The 26,506-nt window shown below is 38.0% G+C and carries 18 protein-coding genes and 1 pseudogene; 16 read left to right on the forward strand and 3 right to left on the reverse strand.

Annotated elements, in window-relative coordinates; all coding sequences use genetic code 11:
• Window positions 1–15 precede the first annotated feature (15 nt).
• The 3 genes from ACPF9A_RS02730 to ACPF9A_RS02740 all read left to right on the forward strand — a co-directional run bounded on the left by ACPF9A_RS02730 (window position 16) and on the right by ACPF9A_RS02740 (window position 3,670).
• Window positions 16–1,533 (forward strand): IS1182 family transposase, encoded by a 1,518-nt coding sequence (locus ACPF9A_RS02730; RefSeq protein ID WP_423997098.1) that lies wholly within the window; start codon window positions 16–18, stop codon window positions 1,531–1,533.
• A gap of 88 nt (window positions 1,534–1,621) precedes the next feature.
• The gene (locus ACPF9A_RS02735; protein WP_424001429.1) at window positions 1,622–2,218 is read left to right on the forward strand and encodes a hypothetical protein; all 597 of its coding nucleotides are present in this window, start codon (window positions 1,622–1,624) and stop codon (window positions 2,216–2,218) included.
• A gap of 222 nt (window positions 2,219–2,440) precedes the next feature.
• Complete coding sequence (locus ACPF9A_RS02740) at window positions 2,441–3,670, forward strand: transglutaminase domain-containing protein (RefSeq protein ID WP_424001431.1); 1,230 nt, start codon at window positions 2,441–2,443, stop codon at window positions 3,668–3,670.
• A gap of 294 nt (window positions 3,671–3,964) precedes the next feature.
• On the opposite strand, the pseudogene ACPF9A_RS02745 reads toward ACPF9A_RS02740, so the two are convergent.
• Window positions 3,965–5,113: pseudogene (locus ACPF9A_RS02745) on the reverse strand (IS91 family transposase).
• Window positions 5,113–5,718: a tyrosine-type recombinase/integrase gene (locus ACPF9A_RS02750; protein WP_423997595.1), complete on the reverse strand. Its 606-nt coding sequence runs from the start codon at window positions 5,716–5,718 to the stop codon at window positions 5,113–5,115. The pseudogene ACPF9A_RS02745 and the gene ACPF9A_RS02750 overlap by 1 nt, the downstream one beginning before the upstream one ends.
• A gap of 671 nt (window positions 5,719–6,389) precedes the next feature.
• On the opposite strand from ACPF9A_RS02750, the gene ACPF9A_RS02755 reads away from it, so the two are divergent.
• The 6 genes from ACPF9A_RS02755 (at window position 6,390) to ACPF9A_RS02780 (ending at window position 14,838) form a co-directional block, all read left to right on the forward strand.
• Window positions 6,390–7,907, forward strand: a complete 1,518-nt coding sequence (locus tag ACPF9A_RS02755) for an IS1182 family transposase (protein WP_423997090.1) — start codon at window positions 6,390–6,392, stop codon at window positions 7,905–7,907.
• A 103-nt stretch (window positions 7,908–8,010) separates the two neighbouring features.
• Window positions 8,011–8,826, forward strand: coding sequence for an alpha/beta fold hydrolase (locus tag ACPF9A_RS02760; protein WP_424001433.1), 816 nt, complete (start codon window positions 8,011–8,013; stop codon window positions 8,824–8,826).
• Between the two features lie 170 nt (window positions 8,827–8,996).
• Window positions 8,997–10,514, forward strand: coding sequence for an IS1182 family transposase (locus tag ACPF9A_RS02765; RefSeq protein WP_423997098.1), 1,518 nt, complete (start codon window positions 8,997–8,999; stop codon window positions 10,512–10,514).
• A 359-nt stretch (window positions 10,515–10,873) separates the two neighbouring features.
• Window positions 10,874–12,196, forward strand: coding sequence for an IS110 family transposase (locus ACPF9A_RS02770; RefSeq protein ID WP_424001435.1), 1,323 nt, complete (start codon window positions 10,874–10,876; stop codon window positions 12,194–12,196).
• A 61-nt stretch (window positions 12,197–12,257) separates the two neighbouring features.
• Window positions 12,258–13,387 (forward strand): IS3 family transposase gene (locus tag ACPF9A_RS02775; protein WP_423998553.1). Its coding sequence is split into 2 segments (ribosomal slippage): window positions 12,258–12,519 and window positions 12,519–13,387, totalling 1,131 coding nucleotides; the frame shifts between segments, so codons are not numbered across the junction.
• Window positions 13,388–13,548: 161 nt separating this feature from the next.
• Window positions 13,549–14,838 (forward strand): hypothetical protein, encoded by a 1,290-nt coding sequence (locus ACPF9A_RS02780; RefSeq protein ID WP_424001437.1) that lies wholly within the window; start codon window positions 13,549–13,551, stop codon window positions 14,836–14,838.
• A gap of 101 nt (window positions 14,839–14,939) precedes the next feature.
• Here ACPF9A_RS02780 and ACPF9A_RS02785 read toward each other — a convergent pair whose 3' ends face one another.
• Window positions 14,940–15,908: an IS110 family transposase gene (locus tag ACPF9A_RS02785; RefSeq protein ID WP_424001439.1), complete on the reverse strand. Its 969-nt coding sequence runs from the start codon at window positions 15,906–15,908 to the stop codon at window positions 14,940–14,942.
• A gap of 850 nt (window positions 15,909–16,758) precedes the next feature.
• Between ACPF9A_RS02785 and ltrA the strand changes: the two genes are divergently transcribed.
• From ltrA to ACPF9A_RS02820, 7 genes are all read left to right on the forward strand, one after another.
• Window positions 16,759–18,009 carry a group II intron reverse transcriptase/maturase gene (gene ltrA, locus ACPF9A_RS02790; protein WP_424001441.1) on the forward strand — a complete coding sequence of 417 codons (1,251 nt, stop codon included), beginning with the start codon at window positions 16,759–16,761 and terminating at the stop codon, window positions 18,007–18,009.
• Between the two features lie 136 nt (window positions 18,010–18,145).
• Window positions 18,146–18,829 carry an FRG domain-containing protein gene (locus ACPF9A_RS02795; RefSeq protein ID WP_424001443.1) on the forward strand — a complete coding sequence of 228 codons (684 nt, stop codon included), beginning with the start codon at window positions 18,146–18,148 and terminating at the stop codon, window positions 18,827–18,829.
• Window positions 18,830–19,633: 804 nt separating this feature from the next.
• A complete protein-coding gene (locus ACPF9A_RS02800; protein ID WP_424001445.1) occupies window positions 19,634–20,773 on the forward strand; it encodes a thioredoxin-like domain-containing protein in 1,140 nt (379 codons plus the stop codon).
• Between the two features lie 869 nt (window positions 20,774–21,642).
• Complete coding sequence (locus ACPF9A_RS02805; protein ID WP_424001447.1) at window positions 21,643–22,818, forward strand: P1 family peptidase; 1,176 nt, start codon at window positions 21,643–21,645, stop codon at window positions 22,816–22,818.
• 899 nt (window positions 22,819–23,717) lie between these two features.
• A complete protein-coding gene (locus ACPF9A_RS02810) occupies window positions 23,718–24,857 on the forward strand; it encodes a helix-turn-helix domain-containing protein (protein WP_424001449.1) in 1,140 nt (379 codons plus the stop codon).
• Window positions 24,858–25,043: 186 nt separating this feature from the next.
• Window positions 25,044–25,379, forward strand: a complete 336-nt coding sequence (locus tag ACPF9A_RS02815; protein WP_424001451.1) for a DUF2141 domain-containing protein — start codon at window positions 25,044–25,046, stop codon at window positions 25,377–25,379.
• Window positions 25,380–25,480: 101 nt separating this feature from the next.
• Window positions 25,481–26,254 (forward strand): CPBP family intramembrane glutamic endopeptidase, encoded by a 774-nt coding sequence (locus tag ACPF9A_RS02820; protein WP_424001453.1) that lies wholly within the window; start codon window positions 25,481–25,483, stop codon window positions 26,252–26,254.
• The last annotated feature ends 252 nt before the right edge of the window (window positions 26,255–26,506 follow it).

Here is a 26,506-nt window from a genome sequence, read left to right on the forward strand (position 1 = left end):
GATTATCTTAATGGTATGGATTTTATAACAGGTTTTGACAGGGACCAACTCGTAATGATGGATTTCGAATCCTGCCTGGGTCCCGATTCGTGGGCAAGGATCGTCGATATGTTCGTGGATATCCTCCCAATGGGCGACCTGGGGTTCAGGGACGTGCTGAACAACGAGGGCAGGCCACCATATCGTTCCTCGGACATGCTCAAACTCTATCTCTACGGCTACAAGAACAAACTGCGCTCCTCCCGCCAATTGGAACATGCCTGCAAGGTAAACCTCGAGGTCATATGGCTCCTGAAGGGACTAAGGCCGTCCGCAAGGAAAATAGCCTATTTCAGAAAGCGTAACCCAAAAGCCTTCAAAGGGGCATTCAGGTATTTTGTGGTGCTGCTCAAGGATTGGGAACTAATCGAAGGCGAGACCATTGCCATCGACTCCTTCAAGATAAGGGCCCAGAACGCCCTGAAGAACAACTTCAACCAGAACAAGATCGACCGCCATATCGAGTACATAGACAACAAGATACTGGAATACCAACAACAACTTGATGCCGAGGACGGAGATTCGGATACCGAAAAAATACAGGACAAAATTGCCTACCAGGAATCGAAGAAGGAAAGATACCGCAACATCGGGGAAGAGCTGCGCACCAGTGGGGAACGACAGATCAGCCTTACCGATCCCGATGCCAGATCGGTAGTACTGCACCGCAACATAATCAATGTGGGCTATAACGTGCAGGCAGGGTGTGATGCAAAATACAAACTCTTCGTCAACAACGACACGGGCACCGTAAACGATACACACGCACTTTCGCCCATGGCACTCGATGCAAAGCAACTTTTGGGCGTGGAAAAAATGAGGACACTTACCGATAAAGGGTACACCACGGGCAAACACCTGGACATCTGCACCAAGAACGGGATAACAACTTACTCATCCCCAAAGGAGCATTCTTCCCAACACAACGGCCTTTATCCCATGGTCGATTTTAAATACGACAGGGAAATGGATACCTATACCTGTCCCGACGGACAGATATTGGTGACCAATGGAACCGTTTACAATAAGGCGGGCCACAAGGTCAAGCATTACAAGAACCGACAGGCCTGCAAGGTCTGCCCCGTAAGGCACCTTTGTACCACGAACAAGAACGGACGCTTCATAGAGCGCTCCATTTATCAGGAGGCCTTGGAGGAAAACCAGAAAAGAGTGGAGGAAAATCCGGAATATTATAGGCTCAGGCAACAGATCACCGAGCACCAGTTCGGGACCATCAAAAGACAATGGGGCTTCACCCATACATTGATGAAAGGAAAACAGAACGTGCTCTCCGAGGTAAACCTGATCATGATATGCTACAACCTTAGCAGACTTGTGTCCATTCTTGACCCAAAAGTGTTGAAGGACAGGCTCAAAAGGCTTGTCGACATATTTTTTGCCCTATTCGGAGCCATTTCAGCCATTTTGGGCGACTTTGCTTTTCTTGGAAATTTAGTTTACCACAAAAGAACCGGCTATAAAACCTTCGCTTAGGGTCCTATAAATCAAAACAAATCATTTATTTTTATTCGAAATGGAGTTGCTGCGCAAACTCCCGTTACCACACATTTGAAAAAACAGAATGGATTTAAAAGATATTAAAGAAAACTATAAAAATTTTGATGATTATAACATCGAAAAAATAGCATCAGAAGAGGCTGGTTCTTTAAGACCAGAAGTTCTTGATATATTAAAAGCAGAAATTAAAAAAAGAAATCTCAATCTGAATTTAATTGACAGCGTTGATTCTCAAACAAAGGAATTAACAGAATCCGAATTTAATGAATACTGTGGTATTTTAAGAAATCATCCTTGTCCTAAATGTAATTCAAAAACTCAAAAAGTAAACGCAACAATGGTTGGTCGAGTAGTTAGTATGTTAATAATGACAAACTATGAGAAATCTTTAAAAGTTGCATGCTCAAATTGCCTTGATGAAATGCATAGCAAAGCAAATATGAAATCTGCATTATTAGGTTGGTGGGGAATTCCTTGGGGACCAATTCAAACAATTAGGTCTTTTATGTTTAACTCAAGTATGAAAAAAAATAATCGGAGTGAAAAACCGAATGAAATTTTCACAAGTTTTATACTTAGTAATATCGGAATTATGGAGAAGGCGAAAACTGAACCTGAAAAACTGACTGAATTTATTAATCGGACAAATAGAACCGTGTAAAAACGTGTGGTAACAATGCCTAAACGTAATGCGGACTTTAGGGCAAAAACGAAAGGTCTGTGTATATTTATAAAGTCGCTAAATCTTATGGATTTAGCTTTAGCATAGAAAAAATAAATCAAAACAATAAGCTTTAGCTACGTGCTAAGACGGAAACGAAGAGTTTCCTTACTTCCGCACTACGCTTAGCCGGAACGTTAGGCATAAGCTGAAAAAACATACATGACGAAATACTTTTACATCATAATTCTTCTTTTTTCACTTACCAATCTTTGGAGCAATCCTAAATATGAAAAAATTGACAAGGAATCAAAAAGCGTTCCTGATTCACTAAAAACTACTGAGGAAATTGCGAAATACCTGACTTCTGAACTAAAAAATGATGATGAAAAAATAAGAGCTCTCTACATTTGGATTACTCATAATATTAAATATGATTTAGACCAAATCAATAGTGAATTTCAATATGGCTCTTATAAGGAAATGGTAGATGAAACCTTAAAAACTCGAAAAGGCGTTTGTGGACATTATGCCCAACTTTTTCACTACATGTGTAAATCCATTGGAATTGAGTCCTTTGTAATTTCAGGTTATACTCGACAATTGGACAGTAATAAAATTTCAGAATTAGACCACGCTTGGAATGGTGTCAAAATCAATGATAGCTACTTTTTTGTGGACAATACTTGGGCAGCTGGACATCTTAGTTACAAAGGCAATTATGTTCATGAATTTACAGATAATTACTTCCTAGTCAATGCAAAAAAATTCATAAAAACCCATGTCCCTTTTGACCCTGTTTGGCAATTTCTAAACAACCCAATAAGTAACGTAGATTATGAAAAAAAAGACTTTTCAAAACTTAGTAAACGCGGGAATTTTATCTTTAAAGATTCCATTTCTAAAATGGTTCAGTTGGACACTATAACCCAAATCAGGAAGAAAATTGACCGCATCATAAAATCAGGGATTACCAATGTATTAATTGAAAAAGAAATCTACGAAGATGAAGAACTAATTGAAAGTCTTACATACGCCAAATGGATTTCAAACTATAATAGCATAAACGATAAGATTAATAGCGCGAACGATGAAATAAATATGGGAATAAGTTTTGAAAATATTTTCATTGGTTATATGAACAAGAATTTCAGAAACCCAAAGATTGAAGATAGCGAGATTGAAAGTACGATTGATAAGGCGAATCAACACTTTTATCAAGGTAAAAATCAATTGAAAAAGTATAAACCATCAGTCTATGATTTAGAATATTCTGGAAAAAACAAAAAGTTCATAAGGCTAACCAAAAACTATAAAGAAACTCTAGTAGACTTTGTAATTCAATTAGAACGTACAATATTAAAAGTTGAACCATCAATAATTAAGGACACAGATTACTCAAAAAGGTATCTGAAAAAGTGGAAACCTTTAAGGGACCTAGTAGCATATTAAAAAAAAAGCCTATGCCTAATAACTAAGCATATGGCGCGCCGATAGGCTAACGCTATATGACTTGTTGACTGATCCGGGGTTTGTAAATAAGGGGTAATTCGTGAAGTTTGTCTAGACCTTGGCAAGGAAGCAGGTCATTGTTATATGGTGCTACAGTTTTCTTTTTTGCAGAAAACCACATAATGAAGAAATTTTTGCTGTAAAACCCATACTCCTTTTGAGTATTTGCGTGGTTTTACCTGTTTTTCCTTCGTTTTGGGCAGTAGTATGCTAGGGCACTTTTCAGCACCATTCTTACACATTGAATTTCAATAGTTTACGTTTTATGGTCTTTTGGTAATCCTGTGGTGGGCCACGGCTATCAAAGGTTAAAAGGGTGATTAATTCCCCTTTTTTACAGCTAGGGCAAATCCTGTGCAGCGATTTCTCTGGTCTTACAAGTGTTTCAATATGTAATAAATCCTTATCCGCTACTTGCAGTTGTAAGAGCGTTAGTTTCTCCTTTTTCCAACTACTACTCAAAAACCCATAATGGCGTATTCGGGTAAATCCTTTAGGGAGTATATGGAGTTGAAAACGCCGTATAAATTCCTTGTTCGTGAGGGTCATTGTTGTTTTTTGGCCACCTTTACGATAGTCTTTTAAGCTAAAAGTTACTTCGCTTTTTTCATTATTGATATTCAATATTCGGTGGTTGCTAATCGCTATTTTATGCGTGTACCTACCCAAATATTCAATGACATGTTCCGGCCTTCAAAAAGGAGGCTTGGCATAGACCACCCACTCGTTTTTGAATAGTGTATCATATAAGGATTGCGGTAATTCTGGTAATGCCTTGCGTAATTTTGCCACAAAAAGTCCTCGGTATTTTTTGCTTATTGCTTTTACCGAAAACAGAAAATTATCCTTCCCTTTTCCCTTTTTCCAAAACCCAGCTTTTGAGACCCCTCCCTTGGGTACTATGCAATGTAAATGTGGGTGCAATTGTAAATTCTGTCCCCAGGTGTGCAAGACAGCTATCATACCCAATTTTGCGCCCAGATGCTTGGGATTGTTCCCAAAGGCAGTGAGTGTTTCCCAAACGGTATCAAACAAAATCTTATACAATACCTGAGGGTTGCGCAGTGCCACAGGATTAAGACTGTCTGGTAATGTGAAGACTACATGAAAATAGGGCACAGCAAGAAGCTCTTGCGATCTGGCTGCTATCCACTCTTGCTGCTTATGACCTTGGCAGGTAGGACAATGCCTGTTGCGACAAGAATTAAATTGTAAATGCAGCTTGTTACACTCCATACACCAGTCTAAATGTCCGCCAAGGGCTTTAGTACGACATTTACGTATGGCGTGCAGCCCTCGCGCGTTCCAACTATTATGAGTAATATCCTGCAGATGGTCTACTTCTAAATTCAGCACATCTGCCACCTTATATGTAGGATGCACTAGGGTGTAAATAAAGTATCTAGTGGACTAAACTTCATAGAGCTACCCATATTGGACACCTGTAAATACACAATGGTAGTTTCAATATGAGCGTGGCCTAGCAGTTCCTTTAGACTCATGATATTCATCCCATCTTCCAGTAAGTGGGTCGCATAGGAATGGCGAAGGGTATGTGCGGTAAATTTCTTTTGGGTGTTTACTTTAGAGCGGCATTCCTTGATAACCCATTGGATGCCCCTTGTGGTAAGAGGGCCTGCCTCCCCGTCTTTGGTAACCTGACTATTGAAAACATATTTTACGGGGTTTTCTGTCCTGAAATACGTTTTCAGGCCACGGGCAAGGTGGGGACTCAAGGGAAGATAACGGTCTACCTTTCCTTTTTGTTTTTTCACAAACACAGTCTTTCTATCAAAATCTATATCTGCTTGTAAGAGATTACAGAGTTCATAGCTGCGCAGACCACAGCCGTAGAGCATCGCTAATATCAAACGATGTTTTAAGTATTTGGGAGCCTTTAATAATTCACGAACCTCTTTTTTGTTAAGTACCAAAGGAAGGTCTTTCTGTCTTTTTATCTGTGGAAGTCTGATGCGTTTTTTATCCATCCCCATAACCTTATAGGCAGCACGAAGCCCATAGATGGTATGTTTAAAAAAGCTCTCCGAAGGGGTCTTGTGCAGGTTCTGGCAATGGTAGAGATAGTCGTTTATTTGCTCCTCATTAAGGGCCTCTGGACTACATTTGTAATAAATGGCCAGGTGTGCAAGACAGCGCAGGTAGTTGCGCAGTGTACTGATAGCTTTACCATTAATGGCAAAACTCTTTTCTAAAGTAAGGGCTAGTTCTTTAAATCTGGGGACTTCTGATAAGGCGACCTCTAAAATCGTCTTTGACTTTTTTTAAATACATCATGCTAAGATTTTAATGAACTCATTAAGATAATGTATTTTTATAATCAAACTAAAAGCTTCCGAGGCACGAGGATTAGTTCAACAATGGCTATAATTAATGTGGGGTTAGGGTTTTTAAGCCAAGGTCTGTGTATATTTATGAGGTCGCAAAATCTTTGGGATTTTGCTTTAGACAAGAAAAATTAAAACAAAACAAAAAGATTTGGCTACGAGCTGTGGCGCAATGGGAATTATAAATCACCGCCCCACACTAATCATAGCCTAGCCGTCAGACTGCGCAAAAACCTACCCTTTCTTAATAACTTTGTTGATTTCCTTTAGCACGGCCAATACCATAACGTATTGATATTGATTATCTTAATGGTATGGATTTTATAACAGGTTTTGACAGGGACCAACTCGTAATGATGGATTTCGAATCCTGCCTGGGTCCCGATTCGTGGGCAAGGATCGTCGATATGTTCGTGGATATCCTCCCAATGGGCGACCTGGGGTTCAGGGACGTGCTGAACAACGAGGGCAGGCCACCATATCGTTCCTCGGACATGCTCAAACTCTATCTCTACGGCTACAAGAACAAACTGCGCTCCTCCCGCCAATTGGAACATGCCTGCAAGGTAAACCTCGAGGTCATATGGCTCCTGAAGGGACTAAGGCCGTCCGCAAGGAAAATAGCCTATTTCAGAAAGCGTAACCCAAAAGCCTTCAAAGGGGCATTCAGGTATTTTGTGGTGCTGCTCAAGGATTGGGAACTAATCGAAGGCGAGACCATTGCCATCGACTCCTTCAAGATAAGGGCCCAGAACGCCCTGAAGAACAACTTCAACCAGAACAAGATCGACCGCCATATCGAGTACATAGACAACAAGATACTGGAATACCAACAACAACTTGATGCCGAGGACGGAGATTCGGATACCGAAAAAATACAGGACAAAATTGCCTACCAGGAATCGAAGAAGGAAAGATACCGCAACATCGGGGAAGAGCTGCGCACCAGTGGGGAACGACAGATCAGCCTTACCGATCCCGATGCCAGATCGGTAGTACTGCACCGCAACATAATCAATGTGGGCTATAACGTGCAGGCAGGGTGTGATGCAAAATACAAACTCTTCGTCAACAACGACACGGGCACCGTAAACGATACACACGCACTTTCGCCCATGGCACTCGATGCAAAGCAACTTTTGGGCGTGGAAAAAATGAGGACACTTACCGATAAAGGGTACACCACGGGCAAACACCTGGACATCTGCACCAAGAACGGGATAACAACTTACTCATCCCCAAAGGAGCATTCTTCCCAACACAACGGCCTTTATCCCATGGTCGATTTTAAATACGACAGGGAAATGGATACCTATACCTGTCCCGACGGACAGATATTGGTGACCAATGGAACCGTTTACAATAAGGCGGGCCACAAGGTCAAGCATTACAAGAACCGACAGGCCTGCAAGGTCTGCCCCGTAAGGCACCTTTGTACCACGAACAAGAACGGACGCTTCATAGAGCGCTCCATTTATCAGGAGGCCTTGGAGGAAAACCAGAAAAGAGTGGAGGAAAATCCGGAATATTATAGGCTCAGGCAACAGATCACCGAGCACCAGTTCGGGACCATCAAAAGACAATGGGGCTTCACCCATACATTGATGAAAGGAAAACAGAACGTGCTCTCCGAGGTAAACCTGATCATGATATGCTACAACCTTAGCAGACTTGTGTCCATTCTTGACCCAAAAGTGTTGAAGGACAGGCTCAAAAGGCTTGTCGACATATTTTTTGCCCTATTCGGAGCCATTTCAGCCATTTTGGGCGACTTTCCTTTTCTTGGAAATTTAGTTTACCACAAAAGAACCGGCTATAAAACCTTCGCTTAGGGTCCTATAAATCAAAACAAATCATTTATTTTTATTCGAAATGGAGTTGCTGCGCAAACTCCCGTTAGCGGTCATTGTAGAACGACAGAACAAATAAAAAATTATGAAAAAAGAGACACCACAAATCAAGGTTGCAGAAATTGCATATAAAGACAAAGTTTTTAGCATTGAATATTTTTTTAGACAAGGACAAAAAGAAACAATAGTATTGCTTCATGGTCTTGGTGGAGCAAAAGAAAACTATTATGAAGCTTGTAAATCAGATGCACTTTCCGAGCATACGCTAATATTTTTCGACAACCCAGGAACGGGTAATTCAACATACTTTGAGGACTTACTATTAAATGTCGATGACCTCGCTGCCATTAGTTCCATTTTTATTAGGCAGCTTGACATTTCAAACTTCATACTTTGTGGGACAAGTATGGGTGGTCTAACCACTTTACTATATCTTAAAAGTACTGAGCAGGACAATGTCAAAGCCTATATCAATATCGAAGGAAATTTATTGCCTGAAGACTGTATGTTTTCAAGCAAGGTAGTTACTTATGACTATGAAACATTTGCCAATCACGTTTTTCCAAAAACAGTTCATGATATGAAAGCTAATGGAAATGCGGGTTATTATATCATTGCAAACAATCTGGAATTAAACACCAATGTAAAATCTTATTACAATTATAGTTTTCAAACAGTAGAATATTCGGCAACAGGCGATTTGCTTAAACAGTTTATTGCATTGAAAATCCCCAAAATATTTATTTACGGACAAGAGAATAATTCATTATCTTATATCCCAGAACTACTTAAAAATAATGTAAATGTTAAAGAGATTTCAAACAGTAATCACTTTGTTTTTTATGACAATCCGAAAGAATTATATGATATTATTGGAAACTTTGTTAATGAACAAGGTTGACAAACAACGAACCGCTAACAATGTATATGCGATAATGCTCCCTAATCGGTCGCACTACGCATATACTTGACCGTCAGACTGCGCAAAAACCTACCCTTTCTTAATAACTTTGTTGATTTCCTTTAGCACGGCCAATACCATAACGTATTGATATTGATTATCTTAATGGTATGGATTTTATAACAGGTTTTGACAGGGACCAACTCGTAATGATGGATTTCGAATCCTGCCTGGGTCCCGATTCGTGGGCAAGGATCGTCGATATGTTCGTGGATATCCTCCCAATGGGCGACCTGGGGTTCAGGGACGTGCTGAACAACGAGGGCAGGCCACCATATCGTTCCTCGGACATGCTCAAACTCTATCTCTACGGCTACAAGAACAAACTGCGCTCCTCCCGCCAATTGGAACATGCCTGCAAGGTAAACCTCGAGGTCATATGGCTCCTGAAGGGACTAAGGCCGTCCGCAAGGAAAATAGCCTATTTCAGAAAGCGTAACCCAAAAGCCTTCAAAGGGGCATTCAGGTATTTTGTGGTGCTGCTCAAGGATTGGGAACTAATCGAAGGCGAGACCATTGCCATCGACTCCTTCAAGATAAGGGCCCAGAACGCCCTGAAGAACAACTTCAACCAGAACAAGATCGACCGCCATATCGAGTACATAGACAACAAGATACTGGAATACCAACAACAACTTGATGCCGAGGACGGAGATTCGGATACCGAAAAAATACAGGACAAAATTGCCTACCAGGAATCGAAGAAGGAAAGATACCGCAACATCGGGGAAGAGCTGCGCACCAGTGGGGAACGACAGATCAGCCTTACCGATCCCGATGCCAGATCGGTAGTACTGCACCGCAACATAATCAATGTGGGCTATAACGTGCAGGCAGGGTGTGATGCAAAATACAAACTCTTCGTCAACAACGACACGGGCACCGTAAACGATACACACGCACTTTCGCCCATGGCACTCGATGCAAAGCAACTTTTGGGCGTGGAAAAAATGAGGACACTTACCGATAAAGGGTACACCACGGGCAAACACCTGGACATCTGCACCAAGAACGGGATAACAACTTACTCATCCCCAAAGGAGCATTCTTCCCAACACAACGGCCTTTATCCCATGGTCGATTTTAAATACGACAGGGAAATGGATACCTATACCTGTCCCGACGGACAGATATTGGTGACCAATGGAACCGTTTACAATAAGGCGGGCCACAAGGTCAAGCATTACAAGAACCGACAGGCCTGCAAGGTCTGCCCCGTAAGGCACCTTTGTACCACGAACAAGAACGGACGCTTCATAGAGCGCTCCATTTATCAGGAGGCCTTGGAGGAAAACCAGAAAAGAGTGGAGGAAAATCCGGAATATTATAGGCTCAGGCAACAGATCACCGAGCACCAGTTCGGGACCATCAAAAGACAATGGGGCTTCACCCATACATTGATGAAAGGAAAACAGAACGTGCTCTCCGAGGTAAACCTGATCATGATATGCTACAACCTTAGCAGACTTGTGTCCATTCTTGACCCAAAAGTGTTGAAGGACAGGCTCAAAAGGCTTGTCGACATATTTTTTGCCCTATTCGGAGCCATTTCAGCCATTTTGGGCGACTTTGCTTTTCTTGGAAATTTAGTTTACCACAAAAGAACCGGCTATAAAACCTTCGCTTAGGGTCCTATAAATCAAAACAAATCATTTATTTTTATTCGAAATGGAGTTGCTGCGCAAACTCCCGTTGGCAAACATTCCCCACATCAGAATCCGATTAATTCCTCGAGCTAACGAATCGCAAAATCCTATCTTTTTTTTATTTTTATATAGGCTCACTACAAGGTCGATTTTTCAACTGGTGTTACCTTTTGGGTAAACTCGGTCAACATTCTGATTGAAGTACTATCATTCTTGCCTTTAGGTTGAGTTTGATGTGATAATTCCAGTGGTACTGCATCTTATGCAAGTCCGATCGAGATATTTTAGAATTTATACAGTACTTCTTTTGAGCCATTTTTATAAACCTAAATAATTTTGGTATGAACAAAAAAATGGAACTGGACATCATCAATCTTCACTGTGCTGGAATTGATGTGGGAAGTAGAAGTCACTTTGTCGCCATTGGACAAGACCTCAGTGATGTAAAAGAATTTGGAGTGTATGCAGAAGACCTTCAGGACATCTGTAATTGGCTTTTAGGGAATGGCATCAACTCTGTTGCTATGGAATCTACTGGAAGTTACTGGCAGAACTTATATGCTGAACTCGCTAAAAATGGATTTGACATTATTCTTGCCAATGGAAAATTTACTAAAAATGCCAAAGGCAAAAAAACTGACGTAAAAGATGCACGATGGATACAAAAACTACACGCTCTTGGACTATTGAGTAGCAGCTTTTTACCAGATGAAACTACGGAAATCCTAAGAACCTATTGCAGACAAAGAACAAACTGGTTACAATTAGCTGCCGAAGCTTCCAACAAAATGCAGAAGTACCTAAAACTACTTAATATGCGTTTAGACGTAGTAGTAAAGGATGTATGTGGGCTTACCGGGCTGAAAATTATTGAAGACATCTGCAAAGGAAATTTAGACCCAAATTCTTTAGCGAAACACAGGCACTATAATTGTCGAAAATCAGAAGAAGAAATTGCCAAGGCTCTAAAAGGCAATAACAGACAGGACTTTCTTTTTGGACTCAAACAAGAATTTGAAAGCTACCAATTTTATCAAAAGAAAATAGCAGATTGTGATAAACAAATTGACAGGTTCCTTAAAAAACAAATCAATCTTGACCCGATTAAAAAAAAACTAAAAACCAAAGCAAAACCTTATAAGCGCATAAATAAAAATGCCCCAAAAATTGAGTTAAACCAATTGGCTTTTCAATATTTTGGAGGCATAGACCTAATGCAAATAGAAGGTCTAAGCCACGCAACAGTACTCACTATAATTAGCGAAATTGGTTCTGAAGGATTTAATAAATTCCCTACTGCAAAACATTTCACCTCTTGGATGCGACTTGCACCGAATAATAAAATATCTGGAGGAAAAGTATTAAGTCATCGCACACCAAAAGGAAGTAATCGAATAAAAACAGCACTCAGGCAAGCTGCAAATGCAATCGGAAATCTAAAAGACACTCATTTATCCAATTTCTTTAGAAAAATCGCTTTCAAAAAAGGAAGACAAGTAGCCGTGAGTGCAACCGCTAGAAAACTGGCTGTTATCATTTGGAATATGGTCACAAAAAAACAAGCCTATCAACCACCTACTGACTATTTATTCCTAGATCAAAAAAGAAAAATGGGACTCGTCAAAAGAATTAAAAAACAAATCAATAAATTTGACATAATGTAAGCTTCCCCAAAAACCGAACTGTTTAAAAGTAGAAAAATAGTTTTAACTTTAAACAGTAATTATGAAGACAAGTAAATTTTCACCCACCCAGATTGCCAAAATTCTAAAAGAATTCGATAATGGCAAAACCGCTTCCGAGATTAGTCGGGACCATGGTGTAAGCACAGCCGCTTTTTATAAATGGCGAGAACGTTATGCTGGTATGAGCGGTAAAGAACTCAAACGTATTAAAGAGCTCGAGGAGGAAAACCGCAAGCTCAAACAGATGTATGCCACTCTAGCATTGGACCACCAGATGGCCAAGGAGATCATTGAAAAAAAGTTCTAAAGCCCTACCGTAAACGAGCTATCAGTAAAGAACTTGCGCATTACGGTATCAGTAGGGCATGCCGTGTGATGAAAATGAGCAAGAGTGTCTATTACTATACTCCTTTACCCAAAGATGATTCTGAAATCGAAAAAGCCTTGCAAGAAAAAGCTGAGGAACGTTCAGAGGAAGGTTTTTGGAAAGCGTATGAGCGTCTTCGAGATGAAGGTAAACCTTGGAATCACAAGCGAGTGCATCGAGTATATAAAACCTTAGGACTTCCCTTACGACGTAAGGCAAAGAAGCGCTTGCCAGCACGTATAAAGGAGCCTTTAGCGGCTCCTTTAGAGCTTAACCATACATGGAGTATGGATTTTGTAACTGATGTACTTGAGAATAAGAGACGGTTCAGAGCCTTTAATGTCATTGATGATTATAATAGGGAGGCATTACACATCGAAGTAGATTTTTCATTGACCAGTAACCGAATTGTATGGGTTCTCAACCATTTGGTAAATAAAAGGGGAAAGCCTCGTAGAATTCGAATGGATAATGGCCCAGAGTTCGTTGCTAAAATAACAGCAGTATGGAGCGAAATGCAAGAGATAGAATTTAAATATATCCAACCAGGAAAGCCAACACAAAATGCATTTGTGGAACGTTTTAACGGAAGTTTCAGAAGAGGAGTTTTGAACAAATACATTTTTGAACATATAGATCAAGTTAGAGAACAAACAGAGATATGGATGCAGGATTACAATCACAAAAGGCCACATGATTCCCTTGGAGGAAAGTCACCCAAAAAATATGCAGAAGAAAATTCTCATGGGGCTAGCCCCATGAGAATTAAAAATAATAACTTTATAGAGATATTAGACAATTAAGCAGTTCTAATCAAGGGAAGCTTACAATAAAACCAGAAGATCTCGATTTTTCAACATCCTGATTTTCAATAACTAAATTTGACGTTAGTCGAGATTTGAAGAATCATTAAAGTCTGTAACAATTCAATAATTTCTCAATCTTTAGATAAAACGTCAAAGAAATGAAAAAAACATTTACCCTTTTATTTGCAATTATAAGTTTAATCGCAACTTCACAGAATAAAATCGAATACCTAAAAAACAACCGATTTGACTTAACAAAATCAACTTTTGAATTTCCTCAAAAAAAATTTCAACTTATTGGCTTTGGTGCTTACCACGGTAGTAAAAAAACCGAAACTACTGAAATTACATTGCTTAAATCCTTGACAAATGAAGGAAGGATTAAATATTATCTACCCGAAACCGACTTTAGTATAGCATACTATTTTAATGATTTTCTTAAAACAGGCGATACTATTCTGTTAAAAGAGTTAGTAGAACATTATGGAAGTCGAGTGCCTCAAGACAAAAGCATTTCTACTTATAAAAAATGGTTAGAACTTAAAACCTTAAATGACGAACAACCTAAAAAAAACAAACTTACTGTTCTTGGCGTTGACCTTCTAGTAAGCTATAAATTTACCACAAAACACTTACTAGAATTAATTGACAGTAAAATACACAATAGAAAATCAGTAAGTGATTTAGCTAAAATGATTGAAAAAGACTCAATTGATTACTTTCCTTTTTCGGCTACTTATTCAAAGTATATTTTACAGGCTTTTGTTGAGGATTATGATAATAATAGTATCGAATTTGAGAGTTATATATTAGATAAGTTCGCTTTTTTACACATTTTGAAAAATCTAAAAGAGACTTTTGTGGATTTTGATAATTCTTCAAAAAGAGAAAGATTAATGTTTGAAAACTATGTTGAGTTAAGTTCTCATTACAAATTTGAGAAAAAACCGCAGTTCGCAAGATTTGGCTTCTTTCATTTAGAAAAACAATTGGAAGGTAAAAATCCATCTTTCTTTTATAAATTAATTGAGAGTGGTACAATAAATAGAGATAAAATAATTTCGATTATAGGATATTTAACGGAAAGCAGAGTGCTTTGGGGTAGAGTTTTGGATGATAACGGAAATTATAAAGATTACAATACAGAAGGTGGATATGGAATAGGCGACTATGAAAAGGAATATTTTCTTGGAATTGAAAAGCTAAAAGAAAGTAAAATTTCAGATATTACACTCTTCCGTTTAAATCGAAAACATTCCCCATATTCAAATGGAATTCCTGACTTAATGGAAATTGTTATGACCGAAGAAAAATCAAATGGCGAATTAGTAAAGGGAAAATCTACAACAGAATATTTGGACTATGCTGTATTAATCTCAAATTCTGAAGCAAGCATTCCAATTGAAGAAATGGATAAAAAAACGTTGCCTAACAAAGAACTGAGGTAAAAAACAAACAAATTCTTCCTTAATTTGAGACATTATTATTCCACGCTCATAGATTCAAAAAACAGATTCTTTGAGCTTTTTTTATTCAATCTATCTTCTATTTATCTTGGCAGTATGGAAACGTAAGTTTCATCATATGGTCTACCAGATTTTGCAATAGCAAAAGACTGTTTGAGTAGTTTGTTAGCAACTGCTATCAATGCTAGTTTCTTACTCTTTCCTTTGTTCACGATTCGCTCATAAACTTCCTTGCAAGCCTTGTTGTGTTTACACGCATTAAAAGAACATAGAAACAATAGATTGCGAAGCTTTCTATTACCGACCTTACTTATTCGCGCACGACCTCTTACACTGCTCCCCGACTCTCGTATCGTCGGGGTAATACCAACGTAACTACAAAGCTGTGATGCTGTTTCGAATTTGCTAAAACCATCCGTTACAACTATCAGGAACAAGGCGGTCTTCTGCCCTATACCTGGTATCGAGGTCAATAAGGTCAATTGTTCTTGTTGATCCTCTTTCACCAATGACAAAATCTTTGATTCGATAGCGGCTACCTCTTTATTGAGCTGTTTCTTGTTACGTATCAAGGAACGATAAACAAACTTTGAGGGTATACCTAAAACTGCTTCCCCATGTATCTTGTTCTTGGTTGCTGTTCGTTGCTTTAAATAGGTATCCAATAACCGGAACAACTGTAAACATTCACTCTGGGTGTCCGTCAAGGCATTGTAAATAGGAACCTCGTTGATAAGGGCATATTCACATATAGCCTTGGCATCGCTCTTGTCCGTTTTTACCTTGGCAAGTTTCATTTGAATGAAACGTTTTACAGATAATGGGTTTACTACTGAAACTACTACGCCCTTTTTGTAAAGAAACTGTGCAAGTCTGTAATGATAATAACCGGTAGCTTCCATAACGACCAATGAACCTTTGGGTAATTCCTTAAGGTATTTCTTGAACCCAGTTTCATCGTTCTTGTACTGGTCGTGACCTGTTTTACTACCATGTACATCAAAGACATCTTTACTGATGTCAACTCCAAAAGTTTCTTTATATTTATTCATAAGAAATGTTTTATGAAAGAACCAGCTACTTCTGCTCACAACAACTTGAAAACGAGATCTAAAGTCTCACAGAACTGAACGTGATTTAAGTAGTAAAAGAGAGAGGATTATCAATGTTGTCGAAGTCTGAAGCTTCACCGTATATAGTAACCTTAATTCTCTCTTTTGTTCTTTCTAGTTATAGCAACAATTTACTGAGAATCAAACTTAAGATGTATATAAAAAATAGGCGAAATAGCAGTAAAATCAAGGCTTTTGGCTCGTATCAAACTCTGTGCTTAACTGAAAGTTTGGTGCTTCGTAATCGCCTACTTTTCATACGTGTGCCGAGAAAGCAATGAACGGCTGAAAATCGTTACGCAACTGTTTATAAGATGGTGGAACCGACCCACCGATGTTGTCCTGCAGGGGAGAGCATCAAACCACCATAAGGTGCTTTGGTAAAGAGCCAAGGTATTGAGCGTTATGGAAAAGGCTATGCCAAGAGCTGGTCAGGTATGAATAATGGAGATGAATGCAAATAAACCTCTGATGAAGTGTCGAGAAAGTGCAACCTTCTGTCAAAAGTGTTTGAAGTATGACAAACATTACAAGTCCGGCGGTCATCTGCTTATTGGCTGGGCGGCAGGCGTCATTTAGGAGGCATGACCATTATTCGGGCTTATTTACGGAACTCGGGAACCTGTGTCAAGATGTGAAGCGAAATGTACAATAGCACAAACTAGAGGCAGAATAGCGATGCTTGGTGCAGGGACGGATCAGTCTGTAGTAGCTATGAATTTTCTGTAATGGAAATGGAGCGAAGGGACTGACTTATTCAGTTTTATCAATTTTTACAACTCGCAAGAGGATGATTGAATTTGAGAAGACAAAATCATTACCAATTACCAAAGAAATGGTCTGGGAAGCTTACCTTCAGGTAAAGCGTAAAGGAAAGAGTGCAGGAGTAGATGATCTGAGTATGTCGCAGTATGACCTACAAAGACATCGACACCTATACAAAGTCTGGAACCGCCTAGCATCGGGCAGTTACTTCCCGCCACCGGTCCTTCAAGTCGAAATCCCAAAGAAAAACGGTTCCGTCCGTCAATTGGGGATTCCTACCATTAGCGACAGAGTAGCTCAAACGGTTATAAAGAATCAAATAGAGGAAAGGCTGGAAAAGATCTTTCACCCACAATCCTATGGTTACCGACCAAAACGTAGTGCCCATCAAGCACTCGAGCAGGTTCGTAAAAACTGTTGGAAATATGATTGGGTGATCGACTTGGACATCAAGAATTTCTTTGATGACATTGACCATGAAAAGCTGCTTAAAGCGCTGGGCAAACACGTGGAAGAAAAGTGGGTGCTGAGATACATTGAAAGATGGCTCAAAGCTCCACTACAAAACCGAAAAGGTGAAATTATAGCAAGAACCGACGGCACACCGCAAGGTGGGGTGATCAGCCCACTATTGGCTAATCTTTTTCTACATTACACCTTAGATGTTTGGCTTGGGAGATCTAGTCCTTCCATTGAATTTGTACGTTATGCGGATGATATAATCATTCATTGCTGGACACAAAGTCAAGCAGAGCAAAGCTTACAGCAAATTAAAGAAAGGGTGGGGAATTGTGGATTGACATTACATCCCGATAAAACGAAGATTGTGTATTGTAAGGATTTTAGAAGGCAACAAAAGTACCAAAGAGTCCAATTTGACTTTTTGGGCTATACTTTTCAGCCACGCACTTCAAAATCGAAGAAAACAGGCAGGCTGTTCTTAGGATTTGATTGCGCAATCAGTATCCAGTCAAGATCACGGTTATTTGAGCAGATCAGGAAAATGGAAATCCCAAGAATGCGATGCGACAGTATTGTTGGCATTGCACATCACTTGAATCCAAAACTTCGAGGGTGGATTCGTTACTTTGGCAAATACCGAGGCTATAGCTTGTCCAAAGTGTTTTATATATTACGTATAAAACTGGTAAGATGGGCAAGATATCGCTACAAACGGTATAGGAACAATCTAACCAAAGCCTACAAATGGTTGGACACGGTTCGGAAGCAATATCCGAGTCTGTTTTACCATTGGCACGTTGGATATTCCAATTAAAGGTATTAAATTGAATAAGAAGAGCCGTATGATGGGAGACTATCACGTACGGTTCTGTGAGAGGCTTGGGGTGAAATTCCCCTTGTCTACTCGACACATAAACGTTAGCAGCAACCTAAAAACACTTATCAAATAAATGAAAGAAATTGAAATCAACAATATTAAAGATTTTCATAATAGACTTGAATACTATAGAAAAACGAGTTGGTTTAAATTCAGAGGGCAAAGTGATATTTCTTGGAAATTAGTTCCTAAAGCAGGTCGACCTCCATATTCAAAAGTTAGTGACGAATCCTTATTTTTTCATTGGAAAAGAAGGGCAATCGCTCATTTAGATAAAGAATTAAAATCGGATTGGGAATTATTAGCTGTCGCTCAACATACTGGATTACCAACCCGTCTTTTGGATTGGACACATAATCCATTGGTCGCTGCATTTTTTGCAGCATCTGAAAATGAAAATAAAGACGGTGTTATTTATGTATATAACCCAAATACAGTAATTGACAATAAAACCGAAACTCCGTTTGCCCTGAAAGACACTAAAAATAAAATTGGATTTCACCAACCAAATTCATCTTCAAGTAGAATAATAAATCAACTAGGATATTTTTCAGTTCATAGCGAGCCTGCTTTATCTTTGGATGATAAATCAAAAAACGGACAACTTGAAAAAATAATTATCAGAAAGGAATTAAAAAAAGAACTGATTTTTATGCTAAATCAATACGGAATAAATTATCTAACGCTATTTCCTGATTTAGAAGGTTTATCAAAACATTTAGGCTGGTTTGCTGAAAATTATGAATTTTGGGATTAATCTTACGTGTGCCGAGAAAGCAATGAACGGCTGATATATTTCATTGCGAACTGTTTATAAGATGGTGGAACCGACCCACTGATGTTGTCTTGCAGGAGAGAGCATCAAACCCCCATAAGGTGCTTTGGTAAAGAGCCAAGGTATTGAGCGTTATGGAAAAGGCTGCGTCAAGAGCGTGGTCAGGTATGGATAAAGGAGATGAATGCAAATGAACCTCTGATGAAGTGTCGAGAAAGTGCAACATCATGTCAAAAGTGTTTGAAGTATGACAAACATTATAAGTTTAGCGGTTACCTGTTTACTGGCTAAGCGGCAGGCGTCATTTAGGAGGCATGACCTTTATTCGGGCTTATTTACGGAACTCGGGAACCTGTACTAAGATGCAAAGTGAAATGCACAATAGCGCAAACTAGAGGCAGAATAGCAATGCTTGGTATAGGGGCGGACTAATCCGTAGTAGTAATGAAAGTTTTGTAATGAAACTGGAGCGAAGGGATTAGCTAATTTAACGTACAATTTGCCAACTTGAAAGAGGATGAGCTATCTTTGAAAGTTAAGTTAGAAGAGCCGTATGATGGGAGACTATCACGTACGGTTCTGTGAGAGGCTCGGGGTGAAATTCCCCTTGTCTACTCGACACACGACCGTTACACAACATTCCCCACATCAGAATCCGATTAATTCCTTGAGCTAACGACAAATTTTAAGGTTTTTTTCAGAAAAGCAGAGGGGGAAAATAGGCGAATAGACTATAAATAAAGGGATAAGAACAAAAAATAACTAAATTTGACGTTAGTCGAGATTATGAAAAAAATTTTTGCACAAACTTTGGTTATTACTTTAATTCTAATTTTTATTTCCTGCCAAGAGAAACAAAACGGATTTGAAATATCTGCCAATCTTGTCGGATTTGCGGAAAATTCAAAAGTTATAGTTTCGGACATTTCAAGTCAAAAAGTGTTGGACAGTACCAAAATTATTGACGGAAAATTTATTGCAAATGGACTTTTGGACAATGCGCCTTCTTCGATTAGCGTAATAGTTTTATCCGACGATGGCAAAGAGAGAAATTATTCCTCAATTTTTATGGGAAATGAAAATATATCTATTGCTGGCAATAAATCAACATTTGACAAGGGAATTGAAGTTAAAGGCTCAAAATATCACGGATTAAAAGCCGATTATGATAACCGAGTTAATCCACTCTATGACGAGAGAGACAAAAAACTTATGAAAATGTTTGCCCTGCGAAATGACGGAAAGTGGAATGACAGTTTACAATCTGCATATTGGTCAGAAACAGGCTTAATAACCAAAATTGATAATGAAACTTCAAAAATCACGGAACAGTTCATTTCCGAAAATATAAATTCACATTTTGCACTATCTCAACTTGTAACCAACAAAAATGATTTCTCAAAAGAATTTATTCAAAATCAATTAGAAAGTCTTGAGCCTAAATTTATAGATACAAGATATGTAAAGGTTCTTAAAACCTATTTGGAAAATAAACCATTGGAAAACGGTTCATCCTTTTATAATTTCCAAGCAGAAAACCAAAGCGGAAAACTAGTTGATTTCGCATCGTTTTTCTACAGCGATAAAGAATTTACGCTACTTGAATTTTACTCACCGCATTGTAGCTGGTGCAAAAAAGCATTACCCGAAATAAAAGAATTGGAAAAAGCAGAAAATGATAAACTTCAAGTAGTCACATATAATGTTGACAAAAGCAAGGAAGATTGGCTCAAAACCACAAAATTAAACGGAATTAAGTGGACAACCTTATGGAATGAAAATGGAAGATACAGCGATGCTTACACCAAATATCGCGTGGGAGGAACACCTACTTACTATCTATTTGATAAGCAAGGAAACGTATTAAAAAAATGGACTGGTTATGATGAAAAACTCATCGCTGATATTAGAAACTCGATAAAATAACGTTGTGTAACAAATGTATAAAAAAAATAGGGCACATATTGATTAAACATAGGCTTGGGCGTATTTGCAAAGTCGCCAAATCTTTTGATTTGGCTTTTAGAAAAATAAGGTAAAAACAAAATGCAAAAGATTTGGCTTGTGGCTAAACGGAAAAAACATCGCTTACCATCCGCCCTACTTTTCTTAGTGTGCCAAGAAGCAGTCATGGTAATAAACTGTGCTGCATGCTGTAATTAAGATGATGGTAGATCCATCAGAGTCGTTGTATAGTCGATGGCTCTAAACCACCTAAAGGTGCTTTGGTTAACAGCCTTGGTACTGAGCGTTTAGGAGAATCCAACCCACGAGGTTGGCAGGTATGAATAAAGGAGTTGAACGAAAGTGAACCACTGAAGAGGTGTCGAGAAGTAGGTACATCCAGTCAAAAGCTACGAAGTATGATACGGAGTTAAAACTAGTGTTTGAAAGAACATTAATCACAGGGGTAACCTATTTATTTTCTGTGGGGCTGGCGTCATTCAGGTGGCAAGAACTTTATTCGGGCTTAGTTATGGAACTTGGGAAGCTGCATATACGTGCTAAGGGAAATACACAATAGGCACAACCTAGAGGTAGAATACCAAAAGTATATGTAGTGGCGGACTCATTCGTAGTAGTGATGAAGTTTCTGTAATGGAAATGGAGCAAAGGGATGAGCTGGTTTAATACACAACCTGCCAACTTGAAAGAGGATGAGCTATCTTTGTGTATCAAGTCAGAAGAGCCGTATGATGGGAGACTATCACGTACGGTTCTGTGAGAGGCTTGGGGTGAAATTCCCCTTGTCTACTCGACCACTAAACGTTGTACCACATTAAAAACCGATCATTATGAAAAGAATATATATAGTTTTTATAATAATGCTTTTATGCTTTCAATCATACGGGCAAAAACCAAGAGCAAGAGATTTAGGAATTCCATTTACTGGCATTACTGGTAAATTTAACGCTATTACAGATGTAAAAGGAGTTGAAGTTGGCTATAGTACTATTATTTCTGGAAATGGTAAAAACATTATTGGGAAAGGACCTGTAAGAACTGGTGTTACAGCAATATTCCCACGTGGAAAGGCTAAAAAATTTAGTCCTGTATATGCAAATTGGTATAGTCTAAACGGTAATGGAGAAATGACCGGAACTACATGGCTTACGGAATCAGGTTTTTTAGAAACACCTATCATGATAACTAACACAAATAGTGTTGGTACTGTAAGACAAGCTGTATTAAAATGGTTTGTAGACACAGATTGGTATAGCGGTGATGTTGAGTGGTATACATATCCGCTTGTTGCCGAAACATATGATGGCGAATTAAATGACATTTATGGGTTTCATGTAAAAGAGAAACATGTTTTAGAAGCAATAACTAATGCGAAAAGTGGAAAAATATCAGAAGGAAATGTAGGTGGAGGTACGGGAATGACCTGTCTCGGGTTTAAAGGAGGTACTGGAACTTCATCAAGATTAGTAACTATTGACAACAAGACATATACTATTGGAGCTCTAGTTCAGTCAAATTTTGGATCTAAAAAAAACCTTACTATTGCAGGAGTTCCAGTAGGAATTGAACTAAAAGACACACTGAATTCTATCTATAAAGCGCCACCTCAATCAAGAAGAGAAGAAGGTGATGGATCTATTATCGTTGTTGTTGCAACCGATGCGCCTCTACTTTCACATCAATTAAAACGTATTGCGCAAAGAGTTACCATAGGAATGGGATTGGTTGGGGGACGTGGCAGTAATGGTTCAGGTGATATTTATTTAGCCTTTTCAACAGCAAATGAAAATGGATTTAGTCGAGATAAAACGACAACAGTTGAAACATTTTCGAATGACAAGATGACTCCACTTTTTGAAGCTACTGTTCATGCTGTAGAAGAAGCTATTATTAATGCTATGATAGCTGCAGAAACTATGGAAGGAATTAATGGAAATAAAGCTTATGCAATACCTCATGATTTACTCATTAAAATTCTAAAAAAATACAATCGAATAAAAAAATAACGTGGTAAGCCGTATATAATTTATTGCTAGTTCTAGCCTACTTACGAAAATCCTCGCGGATTTTCTATTCGGTTTGTATTTGATAAATTAGGTGCTTAAAACACGCTACGAGCCATATGTGTGCCGAGAAAGCAATGAACGGCTGATATATTTCATTGCGAACTGTTTATAAGATGGTGGAACCGACCCACTGATGTTGTCTTGCAGGAGAGAGCATCAAACCCCCATAAGGTGCTTTGGTAAAGAGCCAAGGTATTGAGCGTTATGGAAAAGGCTGCGTCAAGAGCGTGGTCAGGTATGGATAAAGGAGATGAATGCAAATGAACCTCTGATGAAGTGTCGAGAAAGTGCAACATCATGTCAAAAGTGTTTGAAGTATGACAAACATTATAAGTTTAGCGGTTACCTGTTTACTGGCTAAGCGGCAGGCGTCATTTAGGAGGCATGACCTTTATTCGGGCTTATTTACGGAACTCGGGAACCTGTACTAAGATGCAAAGTGAAATGCACAATAGCGCAAACTAGAGGCAGAATAGCAATGCTTGGTATAGGGGCGGACTAATCCGTAGTAGTAATGAAAGTTTTGTAATGAAACTGGAGCGAAGGGATTAGCTAATTTAACGTACAATTTGCCAACTTGAAAGAGGATGAGCTATCTTTGAAAGTTAAGTTAGAAGAGCCGTATGATGGGAGACTATCACGTACGGTTCTGTGAGAGGCTCGGGGTGAAATTCCCCTTGTCTACTCGACACTAAACGTTGTGGTGCATTCCCTATATAAAGAAACTCTATTAATTTCTTTAGCTAACGAGTCAAATTTTTGTAGGAAAATTATACTAAATTTAACCGTTAGTCAGAATTTAAAAAAATGATTAATATAATATCAGAATAGGAATAGAATTGGAAATATTGCTAAAATCTTTAATTTTTGCAGGAGCAGTACAAGGTGTATTCTTAATATTTTTGATTCAGGGAAAAAAGAAAAAAAGCTGTTCCGATTCCTTACTAATAGCTTGGTTAACAATAGTATCTTGTCAATTGTTATTTTATTATGATAGTTTATCGCCAATTGCAAAAGCACCTCATTTTCTACAATTACTGGGATTTTCATTGCCTTTAGCTAGTACTCCTACTCTATTTTCGTACATTAATTCCCTCGCTTTCACTAATAGATTATGTTTTTGGAAATATGTGATTCACATTATTCCATATTTTGTATACAATATTGTAATTTTTTATTTGGACAATGAAAGTTCCATTATTGTTGCATATGGTTACCTAAACTTTAACGAAAATGCACCAAACTTTGTGCAATATCTTTACTCAATGCCATTGGCGATAATATGTGGTGGCTACTCAATATTGAGTCTTTTTGTCCTCTTAAAATACCAAAAATCACTACCTGACAATTATTCATATACTGAGAAAATAAACCTCAATTGGATAAAATGGATTGTGATTTCGCTAATTGGGGTTTTTGTTCTATTATATATGATAATAAGCTACGGTGTAAAAAATAGTATTCTTAATTATCAAAACCTTTTTGCAGCAATTGGTGGCATTCTTTCTGTATATCTTATGCTTGTTGGATATTTTGGATTTCGTCAAAATACTGTATTTAATTCATTTACGGTTCCTTCAATCTCTAAAAGTGAACCCATTTTAGGTAAAGAAAGTTATAAGAATTCCGGTTTAGATAATGATGCCTCTGAACAAATATTAAAAAAACTATTGAAATATGTGGAAACGGAAAAACCATTTTTAGATGAAAATTTAAGCCTATCAAAGCTTGCCCAACTTTTAGATATTACACCTAATCAACTGTCGCAGGTTATCAACCAAAAGACAAATTCAAATTTTTTTAATTTTATTAATAGTTATAGGGTTGTAGAAGTCATGTCTAAATTAAAAAATCCCTCCTATGCTAGATATACAATTTTAGCAATCGCATTCGAATCTGGTTTCCGTTCTAAAGCTTCCTTTAATAAAATATTCAAACAACAGGTTGGTAAAACGCCTTCGCAGTATCAAAAGGAATAAATTTTTTCAGCAAATTGGTCTACCCCTACCTTTTGAGCCGTTTCTTTCCCATTTTACTCTTTCATTTGTGCAATAATTTTTAAACCTATCTCTTTAAAAACATGCCTTATGACCTATCGTTCTCAATCTCTTACTTTTTTTTTCATTTGTTTATTAATGCCATTACTATTGTCTGCTCAAAACAAGTTGGAAATTGTAATTACAAAACTAAAAAGTAATGAAGGAGTTGTTTTACTCGAATTATTGGACGAAAGCAATGAAAGCGTAAAGGGTGTAGAAGTGGCTATTAAAAATAACACTTGCATAATTGTATTTGAAGCCCTTAAAAGTGGCAAATACGCAGCAAAATATTTTCACGACGAAAACTCAAACGATGTTTTGGATAACAATTGGATGGGAATACCAAAAGAAGGATACGGCTTTTCTAACGATGCCTACAATATGTTTGGTCCTAAAGATTTCAAATATTGGTTATTTAATGTTTCAACTAATATCAAGATTAAAATGTCACCAAAATATTAAATTCAACAATTTGGTTATTCTTTATTAAATATTTCAAATAAAAACCTCAATTGTCCCATCACAACAATACCGATGTAGAAACCAAGCGAAAACTGAAGTAAATGAATAAAATTCCAAATAACTTAAAGAATCTTGATAAAATCTCGAAAACCGATTTAACGGTAAAGTTTGTAGTTATAATTGTCATTTCAAGGTCTATTTTTTTACTACTTGCGCAATCATTGATAGCATTGATTTTAAAACTTAACAATGACCAAAATCCTTGGGAAAGTGCTTCCTCTTGGTGGACAGTATATGGCTCTTTGGTAGACTTAGGTTGTCTTTCGCTGATTATCTATTTTTTAAAGAAAGAAAATAAGAAGATTTCTTCATTACTGGATTTTGACCGTGAAAAAGTTTGGAAAGACCTAAAAATTGGTTTTATCATATTTTTAATTATATTTCCTATTCTTGGTCTACTTTACCCCGTAGGTATTGGAATGCTGGTTTTCAATGAATCTACATTAAATTTAATTTCAGGTCAACTCGCTGAAAGAGTATTGCCTACTTGGGCCTATATTTATAGCGTAGCAATTTGGTGGATTATTTGGTGCGTAATCGAAGAATTGACCTATAACGGTTATAGCTTACCAAGATTATTATGCAAATTTGGAGCTAAAAAAGCTTTATTATTTATTGGATTCTTCTGGGCATTACAACACAGTTTTCTACCTTTTATAGCTGATTGGAAGTATATTTCATGGAGATTTTTTTCATTTTTACCATTAGTAATTGGACTAATGATATCATTTATGAAAACTGGCAGACTTACACCCGTTATAATTGCACATGCAATGATGGACATCATGGCAGCCGTTTGGACTTTCAAATATTGACAACGGAATCAAAACATAACGCATAAAAACGCACCACAACACAGGCTATAGCAAATAGGGCGGTAAGTTCTTAATTCAAAAGCTTGTGTATATTTGCGAGGTCACCAAATCTTTTGATTTGGCTTTTAAATAAAAAAAGATAAAAACAAAATGCAAAAGATTTGGCTTAGTACAAGACCAAAAGTAAGCGCTAATCAACTGCCCCACTTGCCATAGCCCCATCGTTACCAACTATTTAAAAACTAAATCCAC

The organism is Maribacter sp. IgM3_T14_3 (assembly GCF_049603095.1).
GTDB lineage: Bacteria > Bacteroidota > Bacteroidia > Flavobacteriales > Flavobacteriaceae > Maribacter.

Bases quoted from the DNA above. Each gene is read 5' to 3' on its own strand.
- ACPF9A_RS02730 (WP_423997098.1), top strand. From the start codon at position 16: ATGGATTTTATAACAGGTTTTGACAGGGACCAACTCGTAATGATGGAT.
- ACPF9A_RS02735 (WP_424001429.1), top strand. From the start codon at position 1,622: ATGGATTTAAAAGATATTAAAGAAAACTATAAAAATTTTGATGATTAT.
- ACPF9A_RS02740 (WP_424001431.1), top strand. From the start codon at position 2,441: ATGACGAAATACTTTTACATCATAATTCTTCTTTTTTCACTTACCAAT.
- ACPF9A_RS02750 (WP_423997595.1), bottom strand. From the start codon at position 5,718: ATGGATAAAAAACGCATCAGACTTCCACAGATAAAAAGACAGAAAGAC.
- ACPF9A_RS02755 (WP_423997090.1), top strand. From the start codon at position 6,390: ATGGATTTTATAACAGGTTTTGACAGGGACCAACTCGTAATGATGGAT.
- ACPF9A_RS02760 (WP_424001433.1), top strand. From the start codon at position 8,011: ATGAAAAAAGAGACACCACAAATCAAGGTTGCAGAAATTGCATATAAA.
- ACPF9A_RS02765 (WP_423997098.1), top strand. From the start codon at position 8,997: ATGGATTTTATAACAGGTTTTGACAGGGACCAACTCGTAATGATGGAT.
- ACPF9A_RS02770 (WP_424001435.1), top strand. From the start codon at position 10,874: ATGAACAAAAAAATGGAACTGGACATCATCAATCTTCACTGTGCTGGA.
- ACPF9A_RS02780 (WP_424001437.1), top strand. From the start codon at position 13,549: ATGAAAAAAACATTTACCCTTTTATTTGCAATTATAAGTTTAATCGCA.
- ACPF9A_RS02785 (WP_424001439.1), bottom strand. From the start codon at position 15,908: ATGAATAAATATAAAGAAACTTTTGGAGTTGACATCAGTAAAGATGTC.
- ltrA (WP_424001441.1), top strand. From the start codon at position 16,759: ATGATTGAATTTGAGAAGACAAAATCATTACCAATTACCAAAGAAATG.
- ACPF9A_RS02795 (WP_424001443.1), top strand. From the start codon at position 18,146: ATGAAAGAAATTGAAATCAACAATATTAAAGATTTTCATAATAGACTT.
- ACPF9A_RS02800 (WP_424001445.1), top strand. From the start codon at position 19,634: ATGAAAAAAATTTTTGCACAAACTTTGGTTATTACTTTAATTCTAATT.
- ACPF9A_RS02805 (WP_424001447.1), top strand. From the start codon at position 21,643: ATGAAAAGAATATATATAGTTTTTATAATAATGCTTTTATGCTTTCAA.
- ACPF9A_RS02820 (WP_424001453.1), top strand. From the start codon at position 25,481: ATGAATAAAATTCCAAATAACTTAAAGAATCTTGATAAAATCTCGAAA.